Below are 26,123 nucleotides of genomic sequence, written 5' to 3'. Positions count from 1 at the left end.
TAATCTAATAACCTTACTCCAGGCGTGAGCTTCTCCTTTGAACCGGGGACCTTGAATAGAAGAAAACTAGACTTGAAACGGCCTGGAAGGGTGTAAGGGAGACTTATAGGTCCTAAACCTCTACGCGATATCCTGTTGTTTTTAAAGCACGTTCAACTCCCAACGATAGAGGTAAGCCTAGAAAGAAAATAGATACCAGCGAGCCGGGTAATACACCTGCAATGGAGACCACCAGCGTCACATCTGTATTAAAGGCCCATAAAAGGAACCACCTCAGATAGCTTCCCACTCCAATACTCACTATCATAACTTGTGATAGAACAGCGGCAACCCTTAGTAAAAATCCCCTCCTGTAGGCGAGCTTATATGCAGTGTATCCCGCGACAAAGTTCACCAAGCTACCGAGTAATGCGTCAAGGAAATTAAGGCCTGAGGAGCCCCAAGGGGCAGCCAGGATATTTCCAATGAAACAGCCGACACTGACTCCTATTACGGCTGGATAACCAAGAACAGTGACTAGGGGCAGAAGAGAGTCGGCAATCCGTACCTGCCAAAGGAGAAATGACGTCATTGGAAGAATGTATACTAGTATGGCGTAGAGAGATGCTATCAGGCTGGCTAAGGCTATCTTGCGAGACTCCACAGGTGTTTCACGCGTATCCCTTTATTTAAATCTCTTCATCCAAGTGTCTTGAGCGGGTTGAGAAACCCTCAGGGGCTTAAACCAAGCGTTTCTACAAAAATACACGCCAATTGATGGTTGAGGTTATCCAAACGCATGCCTGACTATGTAATCTATGATCCTATCTATCTCTACCTTCACCGCTGGCGGGATACCGGGCACTTCCGCAGCGAGAAATCCTCTAAGAAGTATACTCCTCGCTTCATCCTCGCTGAAGCCCTTAGACATCAGGTACTCTATCTTCTCGCCTGCTATCATCCCAATGGCCGCCTCATGGGTTAACTGGACTTCCTGTTTTGAGGAGGAGAGGACAGGTATGGCCTCTATTATCGACTCGTTGTCCATTAGTAGGCCGAGGCATTCAATATGACCCTTGCCTCCGGGAGCCGATGCATTGATCTTAGCCCTCGTGTAAATTTTAGAGCCTTTACTCGCGATAACTCGAGAAACAAGCTCTGCGGAGGCATTTTCGCCACGTAGGAGGGCCTCGCCACCAAGGTCATAGTAGCCATTTCCTGTACCTGCTACAACCGAGACTAGCTTAGCGTTAGCATTTTTGTCTAGGTATACCTTTGGATAAGTCTGGACTGAAGCCACTGGGCTGTAAAGGGCATAATAGCTCAGGTACTGTCCACCCTCCTCCACGCGGACAACGGTTCGTGGTCTGACGTGTGTTCCTTCACCCCATGAATGGAGCATTGTGAAGACTAGCTTAGCGTTTTTAGCAACATAGAACTCGGACACGCCGATATGTAGGCCACCGCTTTTCCCATGGGGGACTAAGCAGCCTGTCGTGACATGAGCTTCAGCACCCTCGTCGACATAAATAATATTGTGGGCATGTTGAACTTCATCGTAACCCGTGAAAAGGCTTAGGCATGTGTAGACTGGCCAAGGAGTCTTTACTCCTGGAGGCACATATACAAAGTATCCAGCCTCCCTTCCGTACAGGAACGTGTGAGCTGTATATTTATCCACGTCGGGCTCTATGAGCTTCCATGCAAGTCTCCGTGCGAGCTCGTACTTTTTTAATGCCTGCGCTAAGGGCTCTACAGTAACGCCCACCTCTTTAAACCTCTCCGACATCGCTTTTGCGAGCGCGGTCTCGCCCCACTGAAGGTAACTCAGCTGTCCCGGCTTTACACCTATCTTCTTCTCTACAGACTCTTCAAGACCCTCCATAGAGGATTCTAAACCGTATACCGAGCCCGCAGGTTTGTAGGCTGATAAGTCGATGTCTGGTCCGTAAGGCGAGGCCTTTTCCAATGCCTTAAGAACCTTTTCCCTATCCACCACAGACACCATCAAACCCCCTCTCCTCGAGTAACTCTAACAGTTCAGAAGCCCGACCCGAGCATGCTATACGGCCCTCCTTCAACACCACTCCATGGGCTTCTATGCCGACACGCTCGGCTAAGATTCTCGTGTGTGTAACGATTAACATACCGGTTCTGAGCTTCTCAACCATGAACCTGATAGCCTCCGCGATAAGCTTTATGCTATCAAGATCTACGCCGCTGTCAGGCTCGTCAAGGAGCGCGAACCTTGGCCTTGTAAGCGCTGTCAGGAAGACCTCGACGCGCTTTCGCTCACCACCACTGAAACCCCTAAATGCGTCTCTCTCGAACAGATGGTTTATCTCAAGTATATTTGATAAAGCCCCAATGAGATCTTCGCCTCCCATGCGCTCTGCTATCAGTTTGGCCAGCCTTGAGACCTTAACTCCCGTTAACTCTGGTGGAATCTGATAGGATAGGACTATGCCTTTCTTCGCTCTCTCATAGGCTGGCAGAGGGGTAACGTCCTCGCCTCCCAGTAAAATACGGCCACGCGAAACATGAACGCGTGGAAGCCCAGCTATTGCTGAGAGAAGCGTAGTCTTGCCTGCACCGTTGGGGCCTAGCAGGAGTACAATTTCCCCACTTCTAAGAAGGAGATCTATATCCTTAACTATCTCACTGCTGTCTACGGAAGCTGTGAGCCGCTCAACCCTGAGTTCCAAGAAAACCTGCACCCATGTCTTCCACTTGTTAGGCGAAATAAACTTTTGCTGCGTATAAATTAGAACTAGTGCGTCACTAGACAAAAATAAATCTAGAGATATGATCAATTATATTTCATGGCAATCGTAATAAGCCTAGAAGGAAAAATAGCCCTGGTCACCGGGGCTTCAAGCGGTATAGGCCTCGGCGTTGCTAAGGTATTGTCCCGAGCCGGCGCCAAGGTTATTATTGTGGCTCGGAGCCCGGCTAGACTGAAGGAGGCTAGCGAAGAAATCAAGGAGTATTCCGGTAGAGAGCCTCACATTATCCCAGCAGATCTCACCAAGCGTGAGGACCTGGAAAGAATTTCTGAGAAACTTGGCTCCCTGGGAATGCCTGACGTTTTCTTTTACTCGATAGGAGGCCCAAAGCCCGGGAGATTCATGGACTTCGATATGAATGATTGGGAGGAAGCTTTCCGGCTACTGATTTATCCCGCGATATACCTCACTAGGATAGTTCTACCCTACATGATATCTAAGAGGTGGGGGAGGATCATCTTCCTCACGAGCCTAGCTATAAAGGAGCCCATCCCGAACCTAGCTCTGAGCAACGTGATCAGGATCAGCTTCGCAGGGCTTGTAAGGACCCTCGCCCGTGAAGTCGGGGCCAATGGTATCACAGTTAATGGGATCATGCCTGGAGTTATAAAAACAAGGAGGGTAGAAGAGATAGCGCGTGTTACCTCGGAAAAGGAAAGGATAAGCTTCGAAGAGGCCTTATCAAGACTGACCTCTGATATCCCAGCTGGACGTTTGGGAACTCCAGAAGAGATAGGATACCTTGCAGCTTTCCTTGCGAGTGACTACGCCTCCTACATAAATGGGGCCATGATACCTGTCGACGGTGGTAAGCAGGTGTCTGTGTTCTAGTATTCACTTCCCTGGTACTTTAGGGGCATACAATCGTGAAGCCTTGCAAGGGTAAGACGTGGCTCCCCTCTTTTAAAGTGTGTAGACTAGAGTCTCGAGGGGTAATAGCCTCGACTCATGCCTAAACGTGCCATCTACTCTCATATCTGGATATTATGGCGTATGAAACCTCCTTTGCTTTTTATTTCCCGCATCAAGCACTAATCCAAATGGAGATCGAGCTATCTGTTAGCCTGGAGTGCTGTTCAGTAAAATTGCTTGAATGGTTCGTCTATCAAGAGCTAGCTGGTGGTAGGTACATGGATATATGATAACGGCAAGAGAGATAAACTAATTTTCTTGCGTATTATTCACTCTTCCTTTGACTCTTGCCAAGAATGGTCTCACAAACTCTATGTTCAGGCTCTGTAGTGTCTCCTCCTTGGGGATTCCTAGGCTGTCCCAACCCATGAAGGAGAAGTACTCCGCTCTCTCTTTTTCAATCTTCTCCTTTTCCACAGCTTTACCTTTGAAAGGACCTGAGGGGAGCGGCTCATAGAAACGTGGAGGAAGATCATCGTCCTCTAGAGGTCTCCAGTATATGTCTGGTCCCCCGAGCAAAAGGGCGACGCGTTGGAGGGATAATATTCTTTTTGCATGAGCGTTCATCCACTCCTCGCGGGTGATCCCGAACCCTGTTATCGCTTCAAGAAACTGGAACATAAGGTCTGTCTCCGCATTAAAGGCGCAGATAACCGCTGAATCAGGGAAGGTCATCCATAGTTCGCCCCAGGGTGCCTCATATGGTTTTCTGGGGGCTGATGTGTGGTCTCCGCCTTGTGTGCTTGTAGCGTAAGAGAATTCGGGAAGATAGTCTTTTCCGCTCCTGACTCCGTGAGCCCCTATAGCTATGCCCTTCGAGTGTACAAGGTATTTTCTCACATCTACTCCTTTGAGTTTCTGAAGTTCAAGCGCAAACCTAAAACCTCCCTCAGCCATGATTTTCCCTAGCCCCTCACGCTTAGCAATCATTAACATAAGCCGTGCAAACGCCTCGGCATCCCCCCATTTCGGCTTAACTCCTGAGAGATCCTTCTCGCTTAGCAGACCTTTCTCGTAGAGCTCGGCTACAAAACCTAGAAGATTACCTGTCTGTATACCGCAAAGGCCGAGGTCGTCAGCGATCGATGACAAATAGATGCAGCTGCGAGGCTCGAAGACGCCTAGATTTGGCCCCATGTAGGCTTGAAGCTCGTAGTCCGGAGTGTCTGTAAGGGCACCCTTTTTAGCCCCGCTCCTCAAGTAGGATATTTTCATGCAGGCCGAGGGGCACCCGTAATCAGCCCAGAATCTTTTAACCCAATGAGCCTCGAAGTATTGTTGTCCCATAGCGCGGTTGTCGTGCCATTCCTCCTGCCAATTTCTCACAGGCTCACTGCTCGTTAGCGCGGCGGTCTGGTAGCCCCCTGAACCCGTACCCCACTGCTTGAAGGTTGTCCTCCGGTTTAGCCTGTTCCAGGACTCTTTAATGAGGAGCTTGACCCACTCAGGGTGCTTTGGCTTGGGCATGGGACCAAATCCTTTTGCTACGAGTGCCTTCAGGTTTTTTGAGCCCATGACAGCTCCGTAACCACCGTAGCCGGCGGCGTGTGCCAGCTTAGCCATAACGGCTGCAGTTCTGACCTTGTTTTCGCCTGCAGGTCCAATGTAGACAAAGCTCGGCTCTTTTGTCAACCCTTGACGGGCTAGATTCCTAGATTTAAGGTTGTTCCAGACCTCCTTCATCAGCCTACTGAATGTTTCACGCCCGTTTAGACCCCATAGGTGGCTTGCATCCCTTATCTCTACCCGTTCCCCTTCAATGTATACATAGACGGGGTCCCTAGCCTTACCCCTGACCAATACACCATCATATCCAGCCGCCTTGAGCTCAATAGCAACCTCTGAGGAAAGCACACTCCCTACAATGCCGTTACTTTGTGGAGACTTACCTGATACCGCCAGCTTAACTCCGGGATAGTATCCAGTAAGAGGGCCTGTTAGAAAGAGTAGTATGTTCTCTTCCCCTAAGGGGTCTACATTTTCCCATCTATGGCCAAGTTCTCGCAGAAGAATGTAAGCGGCTAGTCCGCGGCCCCCTATATAGTCGCGTAGAACTTCTTCCTCTAGAGGATGCTCTCCTATTCTCTCATGGGACAAGTCTATATCTAATAGGCGACCATGATACCCGTAGATCATCCTAGAAACACCTCTTCTCCCCCGTAAAGTGTTTCGTGCAGCCTCCTTGCCACTTCCTCGGGGAATATTGAGTAGATCTTGAGGGCAACACTCTCATAAGGTACAACCTGTAGAGCATGGAAGCCAGCATCCTGGCATGCCTTAACGCACTCCGGCTCACCACCGCAAAGGTCGCAAACCATCGCCTTACCTGTCTTCGGGTGTAGCCTCATGACCTTGCCCGGACAGGCCCTTACACAGTCCCCGCAACCCGTGCATTTTGCCTCGTCGACTATAACCGCACCTGTTTTCTCATCAACCCTTAGAGCCGCCTGGCCACAGGCCTTTATGCAGGGGTAGTCCCTGCACTGCGCACAAGTCTGGGGGACGTCCACCCCAGGGTATAACTCGAATACTCTTATTCTGCTGGCCTCCGGCCATACAGTACCTTCATGGTGTAGAGAGCATGCGACCTCGCATAAACGGCATCCGGAGCAGCGTAGTGGGTCGCGTAGAATGAATATCTGCTGGGCCACAGTTCAAGCTGGGATAAGCGCCTTATATAGATGTTGACGTTATTCTTATTCTCTTTTTTACAATTAATATATATTAACGTGTTACTTTGAAAAAGTTGAAGAGTATGTGCTGGGGTTCCTCGGCGGTGGTTCTGGACACTGACGGCAAGGTCGCTAAGGTCGACTATGGCGACGGGATTACACGTGAAGTGTTTATAGGAATATCGGAGGGTAGAGTCGAGAAGGGCGACCTTGTGGTGGTTCATGCAGGCGTTATTATAACTAAGCTCACAGAGGAAAGTATACTCGAACAAATATCTTTCATAAGAGAGACTTTAGGCGAGGAAGGCGAACTAATGGCACAAATGTATAAGAATATTTTGAGGCTGGCAGAGGAGCTCAAGAAGAGGTAGACCCGGGTTGAGTAAAATCGATGCCCTTGCTCTTGCCCACGGGCAGGGAGGAAGCGAGACAATAGAGCTTCTCAGAAAAGTAGTCTTTAGCAGGGTTACAGACAACCTCAAGCGTGTCGAGGGGGGTGTCGGGATAGATAAACCCGACGATGGCTCCCTTATCCCGTTGCCTGACGGTAAGTTCTTAGTGGTAAGCGTTGACTCTTATACTGTTAACCCTCCTTTCTTTCCCGGCGGTAACATTGGAAGTCTAGCAGCGTCCGGCTCGATAAATGATGTCGTGATGATGGGTGGAAGACCTATAGCCATGCTCGACTCAATCGTCGCAGAGGAGGGGCTCCCCCTGAAAACGCTAGAGGAAATTGTGGACTCCCTAATATCTGTTCTGGAAAAAGAGGGTGTAGCTCTAATTGGAGGTGACTTCAAGGTAATGCCTAAGGGTCAACTAGATCGCATCGTGATAACAACCGTTGGTATAGGAGTTGCCGTATACCCTATTGTGGACGAGCCTAAACCGGGGGACAAGATTATTGTGACAGATTATATCGGTGACCACGGAACCGTTATCCTGATGTCGCAGCTAGGACTAGGAGATGTGGAGGAGATAGCTCATGGACTTTTAAAAAGTGACTCTAAGCCCTTGACCCCACTTCTACCAGTATTTGAAGAATTCGCGGGGTATATTCACGCAGCTCGGGACCCCACGCGTGGTGGTCTCGCAGGCGTATTGAATGAGTGGGCGCAGGAGAGCGGGCTCATAATGGTTGTCAGAGACGAGGATATACCCGTGCGTGAACCCGTTAAGCGATATGCTGAGATGCTGGGTGTAGACCCGGTATATTTGGCAAGCGAGGGGGTTGCTGTGCTCAGTGTGGCTTCCGAGAAGGCAGATATTGTCTTAGAGAGGCTTGTCTCGAGCGGTTTTAAGAATGCCAGGATTATCGGGGAGGTTAAACAAAGCGAGAAGTACAAGAGTTATGTCTTGTCTAAGACGGCTGTGGGAGGCTATAGGGTAATTGAGCCGCCTAGAGGAGTTCTCGTCCCTAGGATTTGCTAGGTGGTCGTGTTGAAGTCCTTGCGATTCGGGGGTGTTAAAGTTTCGAGAAGGGGGTTAGCTGGTGTCAGGTTAGATTATGAAGGAACCAGTATATGCATTGATGTCGTGCAGCCCGAGCGTTGTGATTACGCTCTCTATACTCATGATCACCCGAGGCATGCTCCTGCTGAGGATTGGTCTCGGGTTGTAGTCTCACCGTTCAGGGGGAATAGAATAGCTCCTGGTGAGAGTATCGAGTTAAGCAACGGAGTATTAGTTGAGGCTGTACATGCCTACAATCTTGGCATTCAAGAGACTGTAAAGCATCCCAGAGGCTTCGGGGCTGGCTATGTCTTGGAGTTCCGTAGTGGGCCCAGGATATACCACATGGGTGACACTGATCTAATAGAGGAAATTTTAAGCGTCAAGAACAAGCCACTAGACATAATGTTGGTGCCAGTGGGTGGGGATGGTGTTATGACCCCAGAGGAGGCCTCCGAGGCCGTTAAAACCCTGCGACCCTCCATCGCGATACCCGTCCACTGGGAGGATATTAGCAAAGCGCGTATATTCAAGAGGCTTACTCAGCCGTATACTCAGGTGGTGCTCTTAGAGGTTGACCGAGTTTGAGCGCGCGTAGGATTGTCCCACCATCAATGAGGTACAAAGCCATACCGATACAGGAATACAGGAAGGTCTATGAGGAGAGTATCCGCAAACTAGAGGAGTTCTGGGGCTCAGAGGCCGATATGCTTAGGTGGTCGAGAAAATGGAGTTCTATAAAATCAGGTGAGGGGCCCAATGCGAGATGGTTCACGGGGGGCCTCCTAAGCCCCTTCGAGAACATCATAGGCAAGCATAGAGGAACAAGTCTGTGGGGAAAACCGGCTCTTATCGGATTGGACGAGAATGGAGATGCTGAGGCGGTAAGCTATGCACAGCTGGAAATGATGGTTGCGAAGATTCATTGCGCGCTTGAAAACCTAGGGTTGCGTCAGGGCGACTGGGTAGTTGTTTACAGTCCACCCACGATCGCTGCCTTCGCCTTTATGCTCGCAGCGATAAGGGCTGGACTGCCGTTCGAGCCTGTATTCACCGGCTTTAGCCCCTACGAGATGTATAGACGTGTTATTACTAGGAATGCTAAAGCACTTTTTGTAACAGCGAGGTACATGCGTCGTGGAAAAAACATAGATGTATTAGGGAACAGTAAAAGTTATCTTGAACGCTTGTCCTCCAAGGGTGTTCTGGTGATATTGGAGGGTTCAGGAAATAAGGAAGTATTTTTGGAATACGATGATCTTCTCGAATACTCCTGTAACTCGCGAGAAGTGGTGGTGGACTCAAACCACAAGCTTTTCGGACTTCACAGCGGCTATGCAGAGGACTTTAAGCCAATCACACACGCGGCAGGCGGGTTCCTCGTACAGGCATACTCTACTTCGAGATGGATAGGCCTTAGATCAAGGGACACCGTCTTCTGTACTGTTTGGCCAGGATGGATAACAGGAGTAACTTATCAGCTCTTCGGTCCTCTAATGCTCGGCTCTACAGTCCTGCTATATAATGGTGGCCCCGACTGGCCTAGCTGGAGCAGGTGGCTGGACATAATCGATGCTTACGCTGTTACGGTTTTTATCACGACTGGAAGCGCTATACGGATTCTAGCGAAACAGGATCCCTCTATCTTCAAGTCGAAGAATGATACACTAAGAGAGATAATAATAACGGCTGAGCCACTTGAGCCGGAATTCTGGCATTGGAGCTATGAGATCCTTGGAACCCTGCCCTACCCTATAGTGGACTCACAATCCTCTAGAAACGGGAGCATACCTGTCTTAGACATGTATATACAGAGTGAGGTGGGCACCTTCCTAACGGGTAACCTCGTAAACTATACGTTCACTCCCATCGAGCCCGGCTCTGCGGGTCTTCCCTTTCCAGGATTTGCAGTGGATGTAGTAGACGATTCGGGTATCCCTGTTCGAGGAAAAACAGGTAAGCTCGTGATAAGGAGTCCTTGGCCTTCAACCCCAGTAGAGGCGTCACAGGAATTTTTCGAATCGTGGAACAAGGGTTACTACGAAACAGGCGACTTAGCAGTTATGAGTGACAGCGGCTACATATACCCTGCGGGACGCGCCGATGCAATCTTAAAGGTTAGCGGTTATAGGCTGAGTCCTGGTGCACTCGAAAAAAGCATAATGTCGGACCCGACGGTCGAATGGGCACTTACAGTTCCTATGAAAAACCCTGACAAATTTGAAACACCTCTCGTAATATACTATGGAAAAGCCGAGGAGGAGGAGATTGTGAAAGCTGTACGCGAGAAAGTGGGACCTATAGCAACCCCAGAGAGAGTTGTAAGGCTTAGGGTTAGACCCTCTTTAGCTCCCTCAGCCATAAGGCAAGAAATAGCCAAAGTGTTTCGGAGTGAAGATATTCAGAGTGCTCTAAGGAAACTTGAGTTCTACTTAAAATAAATTTCATAACAGTAGCAAAGTGTTTTTGTATTTTGTTCTGATTTCTATAGGGAAAATGGCTATAAAATTGCAGTTTTTTCCTAGATATTGTAAATAGACTTTTATGAATAATATGCATAGGATTTGTCGCTAAAGGTGAAACAAGAATGAAAGCCCAGACACAAGTTCTGTTTGATGCAAGCCTAACCTCCGATATTTTCACCTCACTTGCAAACAGTGAGAAAAAACATATTCTCTATATTTTCTCTGAGACACTGAAATCACTCACCAAGTCATTCCTAGATAGGGGATTCATATGGTTGCTACCCGTTGTAACAAGTAAGGCTACAGATCCCCTTTGGCCAGACCCCGGTAGCAGTATCGAGACCCGACCCGAGCTAGAGATTTATGGTGAAAGGGTCAGGCTAACCCAGAGCATGATTCTCCATAAACAGATACTTGTTGCTGCAGGCTACGAGAAAATCTTTACGTTATCCCCTAACATTCGCATAGAAAGAAGAGAACGCGCTTCCACAGGCAGGCATGCATATGAGTTCACACAGCTGGACTTTGAAGTTAGAGAGGCAAAAAGGGAAGACATATTCCGCCTCGTTGAAGGAGTGATTTCAGAGTTATTTGACCATCTCGAAGAGTGTTGCTCAAGCATATTCAGAGAGATCGGAGTTGAAATACAAAAGCCTTCTACACCTTTCAAAATCTATAGGAGGCGGGATCTCGAGGAGACGTATGGTTCAGACTGGGAAATTCAGGCTTCTACCACCCTTGAAGAACCTTTTTGGGTAATAGACATTCCCCGAGAGTTCTACGACTTCGAGGATTTCAAGACTGGAGAATGGCACAACTACGATCTAATTTTGCCCGGAGGATATGGGGAAGTGTTGTCGGGAGCAGAGAGGGAGTGGCAGTACGAGAAAATACTTTATAAAATGGGAAGAGATAGGGTTTTACTCGACTCTTACAGGTATTTTCTCGATTTAGCTAGGAAAGGCCTACTAGTCCCGAGTGCCGGTGCAGGTATAGGTGTTGAGAGACTTGTACGCTGGCTCACACAGCGAAAACATATCGCAGAGGTTCAGGCTTTCCCGCGGATCCCGGGTTTTGTAGCCTCTCTCTAAGACCCCAAAAGTATCCTGGTTATTTTTTCTGGTATATCCGTTATGATGTAGTCTACATTAAGTTCCTTTAACCACATCGCCTTCTGCGGGTCGTTCACGGTCCAAACGGCGACCTTGTAGCCTACAGAGTGTAACTCCTCAACCAGTTCTTTATCGATGTAGTGGACATTTATGGAAACACCGTCAGCATGTGCGAGTTCAACCTCTTTTATCGGGTTTGCCGGGCGATAATCAACATTTCCCAACATAGTTAAAACACTGGGATAGCTCTCCTTAACCTTTCTTAGCATGTTATGAAAGCCCGTGCTGACAATGACGTCGCTTATGCTATGGCTCAGGGCTAGCCGGACAACCTCTGTCTCGACACCCCTACTCTTGACGTCAAGCCAAACTCCCGCCTTACCCGCTATCTCTTTGAGATGCTCCTCTAGGTTTGAAGGAGCTAAGATAGGATCTTTCCCTTCTATAAGTAAGTACCCGTAGTTAATAATGAACTTTTTAACACCGGGAGCTCCTGATTCTACACCGTGCTTTACAACCAAACGACCATTAGCTAGGCTAACGTCAAACTCGATGAACTTCAAGGTCAACTTGAGATATTTTTGTAGTATGCTTTTTCGGTTAGCCTTGTGGCCGACGATTACCGGGACGCTCGTTCTCATCAAGTATTCGAAGTGACATTAAAGAGATAAAGCTTTTGACCCTAGATAATAATTGTTAGGGTTGTTCAAGATAGGTCAAGAATATCTTTTAACAGTGACTTCATATCTTCTAAGGTCTCATAAAACCTTGGTGGCAATATGACCCTTGCCCTGGCTAACTTGTCTTCGAGAGTTAAGTATTCTTCATAGATATTTTCCCTTACAATACTCTCTCCCAGAGCAAGCGCTACAACCCTCTTTTGAAAGCTTGCTAGCCTGTCGTATAACTCCCAGTCAACCTTACCCTTCACGACCCCAGCGCGTATAAATTCTTCCAGCAAGTCTCCGAGGTTCTCCAGATTACGTACAACTACTCTCGTATCTACAAGCTTCACCTTTTCAGAGCTGGGATATGAGGGATCCGATATCCTGCTTCTTATTATTCGTACAGCAAGGAAGTATAGTCTGTCGACTATATCATCCATGTATAAGATCTTTTCAGCTAGGGAAAGATCCCCTGTCTCGACAACACGGAACGAGAGATTCAACATGGATAAGGTTGTAGAACTCATCCTTTGTACTAAAGAGTCCAGATCGTAATCAGGCCTCGTAAAGGACTGCAGAACAACTAATCCAGGCTCCTCCCCCACAAGCTCTAACCCGAGTAATAACTGCCTAGCCCTTTCGACAGTTCTCAGAACATCGTCTCGGCACTCTGGATTCACTGTTATCTCGATTACCTCAAATCCTCGAAGATATGCTGAAACGATGTTTCTGAAGAGATCTTTGCTGCACAACAAACTAACTTGTTTTTTCTCGTCCTGCTTTCGAATTGAGAACGGCGTAATTTTAAGGGATCCGTCCTCTTCCACTGTTAGAGCTACTATACCGTTTCCTCCAACCCTTTCCTGAACCCATGTTTTCGGGAGCGCGACATAAAAACTGCTCCCTATTCTTACTATCCTTCTAGTCTCCACATCTAATCGTTCTTTAACTTTCTAAATATGTTTTGTTTCATTATCATATAATAGAAAAGTTAAATTATGCGAGTCATACCCTAGACAAAAATATATTAGTGAGAATGGGGGAAATGCTTATTCGAGGCCTCTTGTTCGAGACTCTCAAATCGTTTATGCTCATATTCTCTTTCCTACTTTACGTACTATTTGTTGTTCCCATTAAGGCCTTAGCCCAAACCCTGCGTCCCTCATACGACGGAATATTCATCATAGCACCAGGTTCCCGCGGCGTGGTCGTACAGTCTCAAGCCAGAAAACATATTTTTCAATTAGCCCTAGCATGGGGGGCGAGTGCCGGGCTAAGGCTTACATCACAGGGACACTTACTCAAGAAGACACCCCCTACAAGTCCAAGGGGCTACGTGTTAAGCCTTGCCGTCTCCCTTAAAAACTACTTGGAGTCGAAGGGTTACCGTGTGCGTGTAAAGTTAAAGGACGTCATGGGAGAAGAGTTAATAGCGGTAATGGAGATTAAGAAAGAGAGTCTCCTAGCAAAAATAGTGGAATATGCTGAAGCACTCAGACCCTCACGTAGAAAAAATCCTTTGTTTACTGAGACCTCTTAATTATATAAATCTTGGAGCCCACGAGTTGGTTGTTAGGTATTAATGCAATGGTCCCGTCATCCTTCTTTACCTGAGTGAAAAGTGTTGAGATGTCTTCTATTACTCCCTGCTCTCCTGCAACATTAACATAGTCTCCGATCCTTACAGGTCTGGCGAGTAGCACGAATAATCCTGCAACAGCCTGGCCAAGGACTTGTTGAGTAGCATAGCCTATGATCATACCTATGAAGCCTCCGAGGGCCACGCCGGCTGCTCCACCCGCGGCTCCACCGGCGATGCCTGCTGCTAGAGCTCCAATGCCCATTATCGTGAAGATGCTTCTAACGGCTGCGGCTGTGCTGTGTGGGTGGCGTATGCGGAGCATCCAGTAGACGAGATTAGAGAAACTTCTCACGATCATGTAGCCGAAGAATAAGGCGAGGCCTATCCCTATGTAGGTCGAATATGGGTCTATAAGATCCTTGAACGATGGGATAAGGGAGGGTATGGTAGCAAATATCAGGGCATTAACGATTATATAGAGTAAAATCCAAAGTATGAGATTTATCGTTGCTCCTCTGATTTTTTGAGGGATGTTTTCCTGAGACACAAGTAATAAAAAACTTTATTGTTTTTTAAATATTTTAGTTCAAAAATATTGTTATCTAAGACTAGAAACAGTTAAGAGGGTCTTATTTAGTTCTTGGGGGGAGATCATGAAGGCTTGCCGCTATGTGCTAGTCCTCTTTATTACTTTGGGGATCATCCGTGCGTTAGGCCAGTGCCTTGAGCCCTTGGACGAAAACGCCTTTGAGGTTGTACTCAATATTCCTTCTATAAGACTTGACACGATTAAGCTATCCTCTTACAAGGAGGTCTCAAAAATCGGCTTGAATGTTTTCGCATATAGGAGCGGTTATGACGATAGATTCGCAGTCGTCTTAAGCCTCCAGACAATACCCGGCTCTAGTACGCCGTATCCGGTGCTCCGTGTTCAACTCATTGATGAAGCATCTACAGTGACTTACGAGGATCTTAGGCGAGTGCTAGGTCTTGAACTTGAACGACTCACAAAGTCAGGTGTTCTCGTCGGCTTAAACGACAGCTTAAAGGCAAGAATAGTGTCACAGGCAAGGCTGGGACTCGCAGGCTGGGATATGAGGCTAGTATGGGATGATGGACAGTTTAAGCCCTACATTGACTCATCGATTTACGTCCCGCAGAGGGGATGCCAGCTCCCGTTAGTTACCGACTACTCTAAGTTGCCTGTATGGTCCAGCGTTGGAGAGGGCGCCGCTTGGAACCCGATATTCCTAGGCGTTTTCACAGGACTTTTACTGATCTCGCTTGTTTTTTACTTTAAGACAAGAAAACGTTTATCTATGGAGGCCTTGAAAAAGACTTGAATACACATGTTTGGTGAAGTTGGCTTCTGGGACTCTATTCTTTTTATACTACTGGGGGTTTTTACAGCTCTTTGGGGCGTTCGCCTGGCTAGGCTTACAGCTTCACTCATTTTTGGATTCTGGCTAGGGTACGTATTTTATGCCTTCACTACACCTACGCTTAAAGCCTCGCTTACCCCTCTCGTGCTTTTTTTCCTAGGATTTATTATTGGTGCAATGATAGGTTTTGCAGCCTTTAAACTGGTCGTCTCACTCCTTACCGGCTTTATGATATCTTACCTTTTAGTGGCAACCGGCTACATAGTTAACGGTGAGACGGCTTTAGTAGTACTTTCCCTTGCCTTCGCCGCAATAATTTATGCGGTCATGGAGAAGATTCTGGCTTTGGGATTCGCTACTATGGGCGCGGGACTTGTATACATCGGCTTAAGGGGGGCCAGTATTCCTCCTAATATATCCCTAATCGTGGCCGTGTTAATCCTTATATTGGGATTAATGAGTCAGCTTCGCCGTTGAAACTTGCTTCAATTTGAGTTATTATGGTCTAAACGTATTAGACATTCTCTTTCGGTAAAGACTACATGAAAATTTTTAATATATTTTCCCTGTGTAAATTTACAATGAGATCATATGACGTAGTGATTGTTGGAAGCGGAATAATAGGTTTAATGACGGCTTACAAGCTCGCTCATTACAATGTTAGCGTTCTGGTTCTCGAGGAAAATCCTGAACCTGGATGGGGTGTATCTAAGGGTCACGCCGCCATAATTCACGTCGTGCAGCTTCCCTTCAGCTCCGTTAAGAGTAAAATGGCCAGGGAGGGAAACAAGAGAATGTTTGAAATAGCCGAGAGGCTTGGAGTCCGATACGTAAAAACAAGTACTCTTGTTGTGGCTACAAAGCTACACCACCTGCTAGCCATGCCCCTGATAGCGCTTTACTTGAAAATTAATCTCGGCAAAGACTACCCCGTCAAGCTTAGAAGTAGGGCGTATTTGAGGCGAGAAGAGCCTGCCTTAACAAAAAAGGCCCTAGGAGCGATCGAGGTGTACGGGTATGGATGCATAGACAACTTCGACCTCATGTATCGTCTATACGAGTTTGCAAAGGATAATGGTGTTGAATTCAAGTTTAGCACAAGAGCGAGCCGTGTATCAATTCAAGATGACTTTGTTGAGATTGTAACGGACAAAGGGGAAAATTACAAGGCTAGGTTCCTCGTGAACGCGGCTGGACTCTGGGCCGATGAGATATACAACATGCTAGGCGATGAAGTCAGCTTTGAACTGGGAAAAGGAGTACTACTCGTGTTTGACAGGAGCGTTACCCGCAGGTTTATTTCTCCACTTTACCTCAAACCCGACCCTAAGACTAAGGGCGGAGCAATTATGTTCACAGTGGACGGTAAGGGCCTCTGGGGTCCCAACCTTAGACCAGCACGCGACAAGTCTGATCTGAGTGTTGATGAGGAGGACATAAAAGCTCTAATGGAGAAATTTTCCCCTCTCTTGGATGTTGATCCCGGGATACCTATCAAGGCTTATGCAGGGATAAGGCCCATACCCCCTGAAAACGACTTCCGTATAGTTTACTCTACAAAGTCCAAACGTGTAGTCCACGCTGTTGGAACAGAGTCGCCCGCCTTCACAGCCTCTCCAGTGATAGCTGAGAAGATTCTCGAAATGTTGAAGGCTTCCGGTCTCACATTATCAGAGAAGGAAAACATACTCTTACGCAAGCCATTCACTAAGAGCAGATATGCACCCGAGAAAGCTAGGGGAAGAGTCGTATGTATGTGTAACCTTGTCACAGAGGAGGAGATTAGGGAGGCGGTAAGGAGAGGTGCAAAGACTCTTCAAGGGGTTATGCTGCGAACTGGCGCCGGTATGGGTCTTTGTCAGGGGTCTAAATGCATCGCTGAGGTTGCGAAGATAGTTGCGGAAGAGCTGGGTGTAGGAGTCGAAAATGTTACTTTTAAGGGGGAGAACTCTTGGTTAGTGAGAAGGGCGAAATAAAGCTCCTAATTATCGGCGGCGGGCTCGCAGGATTGTCCTTAGCTTCTTACCATGAGCAATCAATCGTTTTCGAGACCCGTAGCCGACCTGGTGGTTTCTTCCTCTACGACGATCTCCCAGTCAGCCGTTCGCGGGGTAAGGATTTGGTCAGCGGTTTCCTGTCTAAAGCAAAAGTAGTGACAGAGAGAATGGTTTATAGGGTCGAGGAGAATGGAGTGTGGACTCTAGGAGAAACTGGAACTGAGTTCCACAAGGGTATGCCTGTTCTTGCATCTGGATTCCGGGAAAAAACAACCTTAGAGCTCGGGATTTATGGATATAGACCTGCAGGCGTTTTCACACTTTCCTCAGCCTGGGACTTTACCAACTCGGGCTTCCTCATAGGAGAGCGCATTCTGGTTTACGGGTTTAATCATTTTTCTCTGTCTTTAGTCTCTAAGCTCTCGATGTTAGCTGAAAAGATTATAGTTATCTACGATGAAGAATCCTTTATTTACAAGCCCGACACTCTACGCGAGTTTGGAGTCGAAGCTGTTAAGGGTAAAGTTCTATATATTGAGGGTAAGAGCCGTGTAGAAAAAGTTAAAACAACCGCCGGGGAATTCGCAGTTGACACGCTTATTCTAGCCTGCCTCACTCCTTTAAACATGTTTACCACGAGGTTTGCCACTGGAAATGCCGCCATGATTATAGAGGATCCCCTTAAGATAGTTGAATCTTCAAATTTGGTAGCTCATGCTATTTTGGAGCCGGGAGAATCTGGACGCATCGTGAGCAACATACCTGTGGTACCGCAGACATTTAAACTCAGACATCCGTATGTCATGTTGGGTTTACGAGAGGGGTTAAAAGCCGAGATAAACGGACGCGAGATTACCGTCGACGAGCCCTATCCGGTTGTGGAAATCCCAGCTGAGAAAGTTGTTAGAATAAGGGCGGGTTAAATGTACGCTGTTATAGATGTTGGGACAACGGGCATCAAACTCTCAATCTATGATCTTGATGGGCGACTAATCCATAATGAGAAGTTTATCCTGGGCTATGAGAAATTAGCTTCAGGGCTAATAGAACAAAATTCCCGTGAAATCCTGAAAGTGGTGAGAGGTTTTGCCCGTAGAGCGAGGGAAAAAGGTGCGAAGAATCTAGGGCTCGCTATTTACAGAGCTTCAGTGGTTGCCTGGGACAAAAGTGGTGAGCCTTTGACGAATATTATAACTTGGATTGATGGTAGAGGAAATAGTGTTCTCAGAGGACTCCCTGTCCATGTAAAAGCGCTGAGGAGCATAAGTAAACCTCTTTCGTACATATTGAGCCCAGACTCTCCTGCTGTCCTTATGAAATGGATCTACGAGAACATTAGTGGGTTGAGGGAGAAGGTTAAAAAGGGAGAAGCTTTTTTATGGACGCTGGACTCCTACCTCCTTTACAATATCTCGGGAAAATTCCTGTCAGATGCGACAAGTATAACTCTAACGGGTCTTGTCCATCCTCGTAACTTTAGAGATATAGGACTTGTATATGAGATCTTAGGCCTTCCAAAATTACTTCCCGAGGTTGTCGATAATGTCGAAGAAATAGGAGAGCTTGAGGGGCTCAAAGTCAACGCGGTTATAGCTGACCAACAAGCAGCAGCGGTTGGCTTGGGAGTCGTTAAAAGAGGGAGGCTTGAAAGCGTTCACGGGACTGGAAGCTTTCTCGAGCTATGCACCGGGGATTATAGGATGCCAGAGGCAGGGCTTATTCCTATAGTTATTTTGAAAGACCAGGGATCGATCACATATGGGGTTGAGGGGTTCCTCAGGACTACGGGTTCAGTTGTTGATTGGCTGAAAAGCATTGGTTTCTTTAAAGATTACGAGGAAATGGAGTTTTTAGCGGCTCAAGGAGATAAGCGCTTGCTTTTTCTCCCATCCTTTGGAGGCCTCAGGACGCCTAAAGCCAACAACATATCTGGTTTAATAGCTGGCCTCAAATTACATACAACAAGGGCTGATCTTGTGGCAAGTCTAGTTTGGGGGGTTGCCCTCTACATGGCCTACCTTGCTGAAGCTGCGATGAAAAACATAAAACATATTGAAGAACCTATGTGGGTTGCCGGTGGCTTCTCAAAATCAGACGCATTTTTGCAAATGCTGGCCGACGCTACTGGGATACAAGTGGCCCGTCCGACAGACACAGAGGCTAGCTCCCGGGGTGTTCTTAAATTGTTAATGCTTGGATCAGGACGTGCTGGTCGGGAGATATTGGCTGACCTTCCACAAATTCAGAGAGTTTTTACTCCCACACTCCCACAAGAAACTCGTAAAATGTATATGTCAAATTTTATAGAAATCCTTAAGGTGTTATCGAAATGGGAGAAGAACATTTTCCTAAAGAGAGACTTATAGAGAAACTTGAATCAGAGTTCCCTGGACGAGTTGCACGGGACAAGACTACACTTAGGCTATACAGCAGGGACTATTGGCCGTTAGCTTTATTGAAGGAGACGAGGGGCGAGGAACTGCCTCTACCTTTAGGGGTTGTGTGGCCCGAGTCCGTTGAGGAAGTCTCGAGGATAATTAAACTGTGTAACGATTATAGGATCCCATTTGTCCCATATGCCGGAGGGTCTGGAGTCATAGGAGGAACGATTTGTAAGGACTGCATAGTTATAGACGTGAAGAGGATGAACAAGGTTATCTCTTTCTCAGAGGAGGATGCTATAGTTGTAGTGGAGTCGGGTATTCTTCTCAAAAAGCTAGAAGATTTCTTAAACTCTAGGGGCTTTACACTGAGACATATTCCCCAATCATTTCCAGAAGCCGCCCTTGGCGGTTTGATAGCAACCATGAGCACAGGCCAGTTCAGCACTAAGTACGGAGGCATAGAGGAACTCGTATTGGACTTGGAGGTCGTAACCCCTGATGGCTCAATCATTCCTTTGAGGAAAAACACTGTTCCCAGAGCTGCAACAGGTCCCAATCTTAAATACCTACTTATAGGAAGTGAGGGACAGCTCGGTGTAATCACTAAAGCCGTTTTAAGGGTTTTCAGACTACCTAAAAATCAATGGAAGAATTCTTATGCATTTCCCGACTTCGAGTCAGGTCTAAAGGCGATGCGTGAGTTGATGCTCTCGGGTTTGACGCCTGCGGTTGCCCGATTGTATGATAGGGAAGATGCTTCGCTAAGATTCCACCACGATAGGGACATCCTCCTCCTCATATTCGAGGAAGATAACGAGAGACTCCTAAGCGTAAAGACTGAGGAGTCCGAAAGAATCATTAAGAATTACGGAGGCGTAGCTATTGGTTCCGAGCCGGTTGAAAAGTGGCTTAAAATGCGCTTTGACGTTATCTCAGAGTTGAAGAAACTTGTCGTACCACTTAATCTATGGTTCGACACCATAGAGACTGCAGCAACCTGGAGCGCCCTGCCCCGCGTTTACCGGGTTTTCAAGGAAAGAGTCAAGAAAGTCAAGGGAGTGTACGCGGTTCTTGCACATGCCTCCCACTTCTATACAACTGGAGCCTGCATCTATTTTACCTTGACATATGAGGCTAATGAAGAAACGTATTGGAGAATGTGGGAGGAAGCCATGAAGACTCTTTTGGAGACAGGAGCCACGATTAGCCACCATCATGGAATCGGGTTACTGAGGAAGAAATGGGTTAGAGATGAACTTGGAGACACGCTTGAATACCTTAAAAGGATAAAGCGTTGCCTTGATCCAAATAACGTCTCGAACCCAGGAAAGTGGCTCGGTGAATAAGGTTGCCGAGTATAAAAGTATTAAGAATCATCAAGATTACGCCGGGCCTCGTAGCAAGGTTTGTAATGCTTCCTGCACGCCAGGTTGAGAATCCATGTCTTTATTGTCCAGGAATATGTATCGCTAGTTGTCCGACCTATACATCTACGGGAAACCTTGCTTTGAGCCCTCTAGGCTACTCGCGTGACAAGCAACTAGCAGTTGAGAAGTGCTTAAAGTGCTGGCGCTGCAGTTTTGACTGTCCCCTGAACTTTCCTTTACCGGAAACGTTCGAGGAAAAACCTGTCAAGCTAACCCTAGAGTTTAAGAAGATGGGAAGACCCATGCTTGTCTCTTTAGAAGGATTAGACGAGGAGCTTGGCACTAAGCTTGCCGAGAAATACTTGTGGGGGCTCGCGGTAGTACGAGGTATAGATGAGAGGTATAGTGTGGGAAAACCCGTCGACAAGAGTTCATTGAAGAATATTCTTCGACAGTTAAAGCCCTTTGACCCTATAGGTCTCTCCCCCGAGAGTGCCCATGGTCTTGGAATTAGATTCCTATTAGAAAAACCTGAGGTCCTTCCGCGTATAACCTATACGGGGAAGATCCATATACCATGTCTTCTCACTCAGAAGAGCAAGGAAATAATTCATTCGCTTCAAAAACTTGGAGTTACCATAACCGGGGTAGATGTTGAGTCTTGTATTAAAACTGGGTGTAAAGATGACACATTATACCTTTGTCCAAGGGCTAAATATTATGGTGGAACAACACTTTTCGAACTCCTCTTTTGACCATCAATTTTATGGTAAAAATTTTTTAAAGCCTTTTTTACATTTAAGAAAGAGAGTCAATGAGCTCGAAGATAATTCCTCCTGTGGATGAACTCACTCCCCAGCTTTTTAGGGAAACTTTTCAACGTATAATTGAGTTGAAGAGGAAAGCGGGAGTTAAACCTATCCTCGATAACCCCCAGGATCTACGTGAGAGAGCTAAGCTGTATGCCACAGAATACAGGAACGGCGCTCTGGGATGGGCGAGCAATATCTGGAGTAGATCGGCGGCTAATACCGTCATAGTGGAGAAGGATGAAGATCTGAGAGTAGAGCATAAGCAGTTGATGCTCAGGGTTCTTGAGCACATTCTAGCCCAGGGTCCACTTATAAAGGTAGATGGATACTATGGACGCCCAGGGACGAAGGTTCAGATGCATACAAGGGTTTACGTTGACCCGCAATTCCCTGATCTCGCTTATAGGTGGAGCCAACTAGTGTTCCCTGCCCCTCCCGACGGTGTACCCGAAGCCGAGCTCTTTGTTATACCCCACTATCTTGGAAATCCTCTTATACCAGGGACAAACAGACTCATGGCTATTCTTGTATTCCCGCAACACAACCTATCTATAATAACCCTCTCAAGCTATCAGGGCGAAATAAAGAAAGGTGCACTGAGGCACTGGATATATCACGTCTACAAAAAGGGCTGTACTGGGGAACATGCGGCTCTAAGGGAGTTCACCGTTAGAACTATAGATAACGAATGGAGGCGGGTGACTCTTGTTATCTGGGGGTTGACGGGTTCAGGAAAGTCTACGCATGGTTTCTATACGTGGACCGAGCGTAACTCTAAAATCTATCTTGAAAAGTTCGGGCTAAATCCCCTAGAGTATGTACGGGACCAGAAAATTAGAAACGACGACATAGTGGCTATATGTGAGGATAGAGTCTACGGCTCAGAGAGAGGGGCATGGGTTAAGACTGAGGATCTTACACCTGAACAGGAAGCAATGTGGAATGCTTGTAGCAGCCCCAGAGCATTGCACGAGAACACGGAGTTCAACAGTGAAGGTAATCCCAGCTTCGAAGGAGTATTGTTTCAATACTTCGGCATGCTCAACAGGAATGCGAGATCAGTAGTATATTTGGAGGACACCAGTTATTTTGACGGACAGGTTGACTCAGACGGGCCCATGAATACGGCTGTATTCCTCTCACCGGGATACTTCACAGACTACGCCTGGGTAAAGCTTAACAAACCCGAATTTATCGCAAAGGCACTTGCGGACGGTAGAACTGTCGGGCACCCTGCTCAGGCACGGGAACTTGTCGGGAGAGTTAGGTTTGTACCACGTTACTCCGAATTCACCATTGGCGTTGGGGACGATGCACACGTCTTGAGATTCTACGAGTTTTTGAAAAAATGGGAGAGCAAGGGACATAGAGTCGAGGTCTTTATGTGGAATACAACCGGGAGAATAGTAGCTGAGTATAAATGGGGAGAAGTGAAAGTTGGTGAGAGGACTCTTCGAATCCCTGAACCAGTACTTCAGATAAAGGATGGTGTCCCTAAACCTGTAGGCGGAACCAGGCCTACGATAGAGGAAACTGAGTTCTTCCTGTTGCAGGCAACCAGAGGTGCTGTTAAGTGGAAGCCTCATCCAGTTTGGGGAGAAAAAGTTTTGGTACCCGCTGAGGTGCCGGGTATACCCTCTGAAAGGCTGAAGGAACTTGACCCTACAAGTTATCTATCATTGGATGAATTTCGGGAGCTGCTCAAGGCACAGGTAGAGTACAGTAAACTTATACTGAGTCAGCTTGGCCTCAAACTACCCCCTGAAGTGCTTCATGCGATGGACTTCTAGTAACTGTTTTCCAAATATAATGCAAGCACGTATAATGTTTTCTAGGCCTTTGCCCTTTGATGTGGGTTACCAAGGTAATAGATAACTAGATACACTATCAACATTGTTATGACTATAGTCGCAATGGCGACTTGTGGAGCAAGCGAGCCGGGATTTAAAGCACTATAAAAGGGAGCTCCAAGAAAATAGCCTAGAGCCCACGCAAAGTTTGCTAGGCCTGCTCCAGTAGACTCGACTCCTGGCATGTTCTCAGCTATTTTCGCCTGCGCTCTGCTCGTAATGTGCGCGTTTATGAAACCAAGGAGAGCTATTGACACAAACATCATGCTCCCCGGTACAATGATAAAGGTAAGGCCTAGCATGATAAAAGCAAGAGATATGTAGTGCTCACTGAGTATAAATGTGTAAAGAGCACCCACACTCACTTGTCCTAGCAGGCCAAAGAAATAGTATTCTGAGACCAAGCTCTCAGGACTCAATAGTTTTGTCTCCTGGGATATCTCCGGAGCATATACTATAAGAAGACTCTCGATCAACCCAACCGTTAGGGCGTTCAGTAAAGGGAGAATCGTCTTCTTACCTAGTTCTACCTTAATTTTAACTTTCTCAAGCTTCACCGTGTCAAGCTTAAAGAGAGAAGCAGTCATCAGGAAGGAGATAACAGAGCATGAGGAATACAACAAGAATGGAGCTCTAGAAGAAAAGCTTGAGAGTATATTTGCTGCAAGGGGACCAAGTGTGAAACCTAAAGTTATCGTCGCATAAATAGAGCTTACGCCTAGTATCTTTGTGTCTTGCGTGTTTTTCACCATAAGCCCGATAATGCTTGTCCAAACTAGGGCTTCCATTACACCTTCTAAAGCCCTGGCCAGTGTGTATTCTAGCGCTGTTTGACCGAAATACATGAGAAAACCTAGTGGAACGTTCGCTAGGAAAGCTATTGGAACGATCCTATTAGCACCAATCCTGTCGGCCAGGAATCCCGCAGGTATATTTGACAACAAGTAAGTAAGCCCCCATACCGTCACCGCTAGGCTAATCTCTACCCTGTTAGTAGATATGCTTCTAAGAACTATTGGGAGAGTGGCTATAATAGCCCCTATCCCCACCATGAAGGTGAACGAAGAGACTAGTAATCTAATGCGTACTTCCATACATGTTCCTTTAGACCCTAATGTTGTGTAGATATAACCCTTTTTTACTGTGGTAAGGAACACGAAGAGGCAGATTATTAAGGTTAAAACATAAAACTTATAAGTAAAAACTTTAATATTCTTTTCTGATCAACATGTCATCAGAAATCAAAGAGATTTCTCCTACCGGGAAAGCGATTATAGCCGTTGTCCTCATACCCACTATAGCTGCCTTGAACTATGTTGGAGGAGTTATCGTCGAGGCTCTAAAGGCGCCCATATGGGGTGACACCTGGGCTACAATACTTGGCACACTTATAGGAGGCTTTTGGGTGGGGGCCATAGGGGGCTTCCTCTACAACATCATCATGGCTCTCACAGTATGGGGTCTCCCTTCATGGATATGGGGCTTCGCAAATGTCGCCATCGCTCTAATAGCGTATTTTATGATGAAGATGGGCTGGACAGATCTTAAGAAACCAATGACCTGGATTGCAATGATAGTGCTCTACGGCATCCTATACCCCGCGTTCACCACAGCTATCTCTATTCTTGTCTTCGGCGGCGGCCCACTATACAAGCCCCTAGCTGCGGCCGTGTACACTGCCGTGTTAAGCTCAACAGGCAACTTTGTGTTAGCTAACTATGTCCAGAACATGTTTACAGAGATCATAGACAAGCCTATAAGCTTCATAATCTCAGTGATCATAGCTCAGCGTATACCCAAGCGATTCATTCTGGCGAGATAAGTTAAAAAGATTCTTTTTTCTTTCTTTTGGGTTGAACTAAATGTCAGTTGGAGTGTCACTGCTAAAGAAAACCGCTGTAGAAGCCGACACATTTGTACAAAGACTGGATGGACGCGTAAAATTCCTATACTTTCTATGGGCTACGGTAATAGTCTACATTTTTTATGACCCATACCTCAACCTCATCTTTGTAGCTGTAACCCTGGCCATGGCCTTCTATGCGCGTGTAGCCAAGCCAATCCTGCAGACACTTCTAATAATAGTAGTGCCATGGATAGCCTTCGCAGTACCTATCCTTGCATTGCCTTTTGGTTTTCCATGGAATAAGACAATTATAGGATACATAGATGTATTCGGCAATAAGTACCCTGTTTACCTAGAGGGACTAGGATGGGGTATAACTTGGCCCTTAAGGATAGCTGTAGCGATATCTTCAGCCCTTCTCTTTTTCCTCACCACGAATCAGGCGAAGCTAGTTGCCACACTGTTTAAAATGAAAGTACCCTTCAAGCTAATCTACATGGTTGTCGCAACCTTCCAGTTTATCCCCCTCCTCGCAAAGGAAGCGGAAACCATCCTTCAAGCTCAGGTAGCACGAGGACTGAGAACAGATGTGGGGTTCGTTGCAAAGATCAAGAATTATCTTTCTGTAGTTATACCCTTAACTTTAAGCTCTCTAAATAAGGTTCAGATAAGAGCTATAACGCTGGAGTCTAGGGGCTTCAGTGCACCGGTGAAGAAGACTCTCCTTTATGAGGCAAGGCTGATGAAAATCGACTATATCTTCCTTTCACTTATGTTTGTCTCCACAGCAGTATTAGCCTGGGTTTACGTAAATATAGGATATTCTCCTATAGCTGGCTTAAGCTGGATATGGGGTGGTTGAA

The 26,123-nt window shown here is 46.8% G+C and carries 26 protein-coding genes; 17 read left to right on the top strand and 9 right to left on the bottom strand.

Annotated elements, in window-relative coordinates:
- Positions 1–112 precede the first annotated feature (112 nt).
- From MA03_RS01895 to MA03_RS01885, 3 genes are all read right to left on the bottom strand, one after another.
- Positions 113–643 carry a QueT transporter family protein gene (locus MA03_RS01895; RefSeq protein ID WP_052883651.1) on the bottom strand — a complete coding sequence of 177 codons (531 nt, stop codon included), beginning with the start codon at positions 641–643 and terminating at the stop codon, positions 113–115.
- Between the two features lie 123 nt (positions 644–766).
- Positions 767–1,987: a SufB/SufD family protein gene (locus tag MA03_RS01890; RefSeq protein WP_052883650.1), complete on the bottom strand. Its 1,221-nt coding sequence runs from the start codon at positions 1,985–1,987 to the stop codon at positions 767–769.
- On the bottom strand, positions 1,968–2,768 hold the full coding sequence (locus MA03_RS01885) for an ATP-binding cassette domain-containing protein (RefSeq protein WP_191118657.1): 801 nt from the start codon (positions 2,766–2,768) through the stop codon (positions 1,968–1,970). Before MA03_RS01885 ends, MA03_RS01890 begins: the two co-directional genes overlap by 20 nt.
- A gap of 33 nt (positions 2,769–2,801) precedes the next feature.
- Between MA03_RS01885 and MA03_RS01880 the strand changes: the two genes are divergently transcribed.
- A complete protein-coding gene (locus MA03_RS01880) occupies positions 2,802–3,596 on the top strand; it encodes an SDR family oxidoreductase (protein WP_052883648.1) in 795 nt (264 codons plus the stop codon).
- 330 nt (positions 3,597–3,926) lie between these two features.
- Here the strand turns inward: MA03_RS01880 and MA03_RS01875 are convergent, their stop codons facing one another.
- Entirely contained in the window at positions 3,927–5,813 is a 1,887-nt protein-coding gene (locus MA03_RS01875; RefSeq protein WP_236944907.1) for an aldehyde ferredoxin oxidoreductase family protein, read from the bottom strand.
- On the bottom strand, positions 5,810–6,328 hold the full coding sequence (locus tag MA03_RS01870; protein ID WP_052883647.1) for a 4Fe-4S dicluster domain-containing protein: 519 nt from the start codon (positions 6,326–6,328) through the stop codon (positions 5,810–5,812). Before MA03_RS01870 ends, MA03_RS01875 begins: the two co-directional genes overlap by 4 nt.
- 104 nt (positions 6,329–6,432) lie before the next feature.
- On the opposite strand from MA03_RS01870, the gene MA03_RS01865 reads away from it, so the two are divergent.
- From MA03_RS01865 to MA03_RS01845, 5 genes are all read left to right on the top strand, one after another.
- Positions 6,433–6,720, top strand: coding sequence for a HypC/HybG/HupF family hydrogenase formation chaperone (locus MA03_RS01865; RefSeq protein WP_052883646.1), 288 nt, complete (start codon positions 6,433–6,435; stop codon positions 6,718–6,720).
- Between the two features lie 16 nt (positions 6,721–6,736).
- Positions 6,737–7,777 carry a hydrogenase expression/formation protein HypE gene (gene hypE / locus MA03_RS01860; protein WP_052884861.1) on the top strand — a complete coding sequence of 347 codons (1,041 nt, stop codon included), beginning with the start codon at positions 6,737–6,739 and terminating at the stop codon, positions 7,775–7,777.
- 9 nt (positions 7,778–7,786) lie between these two features.
- Positions 7,787–8,386 carry an MBL fold metallo-hydrolase gene (locus MA03_RS01855; protein WP_191118656.1) on the top strand — a complete coding sequence of 200 codons (600 nt, stop codon included), beginning with the start codon at positions 7,787–7,789 and terminating at the stop codon, positions 8,384–8,386.
- Positions 8,383–10,239 carry an AMP-binding protein gene (locus MA03_RS01850; RefSeq protein WP_052883644.1) on the top strand — a complete coding sequence of 619 codons (1,857 nt, stop codon included), beginning with the start codon at positions 8,383–8,385 and terminating at the stop codon, positions 10,237–10,239. Before MA03_RS01855 ends, MA03_RS01850 begins: the two co-directional genes overlap by 4 nt.
- Before the next feature lie 146 nt (positions 10,240–10,385).
- Positions 10,386–11,354, top strand: a complete 969-nt coding sequence (locus MA03_RS01845; protein ID WP_191118655.1) for an asparagine synthetase A — start codon at positions 10,386–10,388, stop codon at positions 11,352–11,354.
- Here MA03_RS01845 and MA03_RS01840 read toward each other — a convergent pair.
- Complete coding sequence (locus tag MA03_RS01840; protein WP_052883643.1) at positions 11,351–12,016, bottom strand: glycerophosphodiester phosphodiesterase; 666 nt, start codon at positions 12,014–12,016, stop codon at positions 11,351–11,353. The genes MA03_RS01845 and MA03_RS01840 overlap by 4 nt on opposite strands.
- 65 nt (positions 12,017–12,081) lie before the next feature.
- Complete coding sequence (locus MA03_RS01835) at positions 12,082–12,972, bottom strand: PhoU domain-containing protein (protein WP_052883642.1); 891 nt, start codon at positions 12,970–12,972, stop codon at positions 12,082–12,084.
- Between the two features lie 113 nt (positions 12,973–13,085).
- On the opposite strand from MA03_RS01835, the gene MA03_RS01830 reads away from it, so the two are divergent.
- The gene (locus tag MA03_RS01830) at positions 13,086–13,580 is read left to right on the top strand and encodes a hypothetical protein (RefSeq protein ID WP_191118653.1); all 495 of its coding nucleotides are present in this window, start codon (positions 13,086–13,088) and stop codon (positions 13,578–13,580) included.
- On the opposite strand, the gene MA03_RS01825 is transcribed toward MA03_RS01830, so the two are convergent.
- Positions 13,564–14,169 (bottom strand): mechanosensitive ion channel domain-containing protein, encoded by a 606-nt coding sequence (locus tag MA03_RS01825; protein ID WP_052883640.1) that lies wholly within the window; start codon positions 14,167–14,169, stop codon positions 13,564–13,566. The two genes, MA03_RS01830 and MA03_RS01825, sit on opposite strands and share 17 nt — an antisense overlap.
- A gap of 106 nt (positions 14,170–14,275) precedes the next feature.
- Between MA03_RS01825 and MA03_RS01820 the strand changes: the two genes are divergently transcribed.
- The 8 genes from MA03_RS01820 (at position 14,276) to MA03_RS01785 (ending at position 23,354) form a co-directional block, all read left to right on the top strand.
- The gene (locus MA03_RS01820; RefSeq protein WP_052883639.1) at positions 14,276–14,965 is read left to right on the top strand and encodes a hypothetical protein; all 690 of its coding nucleotides are present in this window, start codon (positions 14,276–14,278) and stop codon (positions 14,963–14,965) included.
- Positions 14,966–14,971: 6 nt separating this feature from the next.
- Positions 14,972–15,481: a hypothetical protein gene (locus MA03_RS01815; RefSeq protein WP_052883638.1), complete on the top strand. Its 510-nt coding sequence runs from the start codon at positions 14,972–14,974 to the stop codon at positions 15,479–15,481.
- A gap of 104 nt (positions 15,482–15,585) precedes the next feature.
- Positions 15,586–16,980, top strand: coding sequence for an NAD(P)/FAD-dependent oxidoreductase (locus MA03_RS01810; RefSeq protein WP_052883637.1), 1,395 nt, complete (start codon positions 15,586–15,588; stop codon positions 16,978–16,980).
- Positions 16,956–17,924 (top strand): NAD(P)-binding protein, encoded by a 969-nt coding sequence (locus tag MA03_RS01805; RefSeq protein ID WP_052883636.1) that lies wholly within the window; start codon positions 16,956–16,958, stop codon positions 17,922–17,924. The genes MA03_RS01810 and MA03_RS01805 overlap by 25 nt, the downstream gene beginning before the upstream one ends.
- Positions 17,925–19,367 carry an FGGY-family carbohydrate kinase gene (locus MA03_RS01800; RefSeq protein WP_052883635.1) on the top strand — a complete coding sequence of 481 codons (1,443 nt, stop codon included), beginning with the start codon at positions 17,925–17,927 and terminating at the stop codon, positions 19,365–19,367.
- Positions 19,331–20,731 carry an FAD-binding oxidoreductase gene (locus MA03_RS01795; RefSeq protein WP_052883634.1) on the top strand — a complete coding sequence of 467 codons (1,401 nt, stop codon included), beginning with the start codon at positions 19,331–19,333 and terminating at the stop codon, positions 20,729–20,731. Before MA03_RS01800 ends, MA03_RS01795 begins: the two co-directional genes overlap by 37 nt.
- 2 nt (positions 20,732–20,733) lie before the next feature.
- Positions 20,734–21,507, top strand: a complete 774-nt coding sequence (locus tag MA03_RS08580; protein ID WP_191118652.1) for a hypothetical protein — start codon at positions 20,734–20,736, stop codon at positions 21,505–21,507.
- Between the two features lie 59 nt (positions 21,508–21,566).
- Positions 21,567–23,354 carry a phosphoenolpyruvate carboxykinase (ATP) gene (locus tag MA03_RS01785; protein ID WP_052883632.1) on the top strand — a complete coding sequence of 596 codons (1,788 nt, stop codon included), beginning with the start codon at positions 21,567–21,569 and terminating at the stop codon, positions 23,352–23,354.
- Between the two features lie 41 nt (positions 23,355–23,395).
- Here MA03_RS01785 and MA03_RS01780 read toward each other — a convergent pair whose 3' ends face one another.
- Entirely contained in the window at positions 23,396–24,508 is a 1,113-nt protein-coding gene (locus tag MA03_RS01780; protein ID WP_191118651.1) for an MFS transporter, read from the bottom strand.
- Positions 24,509–24,642: 134 nt separating this feature from the next.
- Here MA03_RS01780 and MA03_RS01775 point away from each other — a divergent pair, with 134 nt between their 5' ends.
- Together MA03_RS01775 and MA03_RS01770 are read left to right on the top strand one after the other, a co-directional pair.
- On the top strand, positions 24,643–25,236 hold the full coding sequence (locus MA03_RS01775; RefSeq protein WP_052883630.1) for a hypothetical protein: 594 nt from the start codon (positions 24,643–24,645) through the stop codon (positions 25,234–25,236).
- A gap of 40 nt (positions 25,237–25,276) precedes the next feature.
- Positions 25,277–26,122 (top strand): energy-coupling factor transporter transmembrane component T family protein, encoded by an 846-nt coding sequence (locus tag MA03_RS01770; protein WP_052883629.1) that lies wholly within the window; start codon positions 25,277–25,279, stop codon positions 26,120–26,122.
- The last annotated feature ends 1 nt before the right edge of the window (position 26,123 follow it).

The sequence above is a fragment of the Thermofilum uzonense genome (genome assembly GCF_000993805.1).
In the GTDB taxonomy this organism is placed as follows: Archaea; Thermoproteota; Thermoprotei; order Thermofilales; family Thermofilaceae; genus Thermofilum; species Thermofilum uzonense.
Note: the sequence above shows the minus strand (reverse complement) of the source record. Positions and strands in the feature narration are given on the sequence as shown.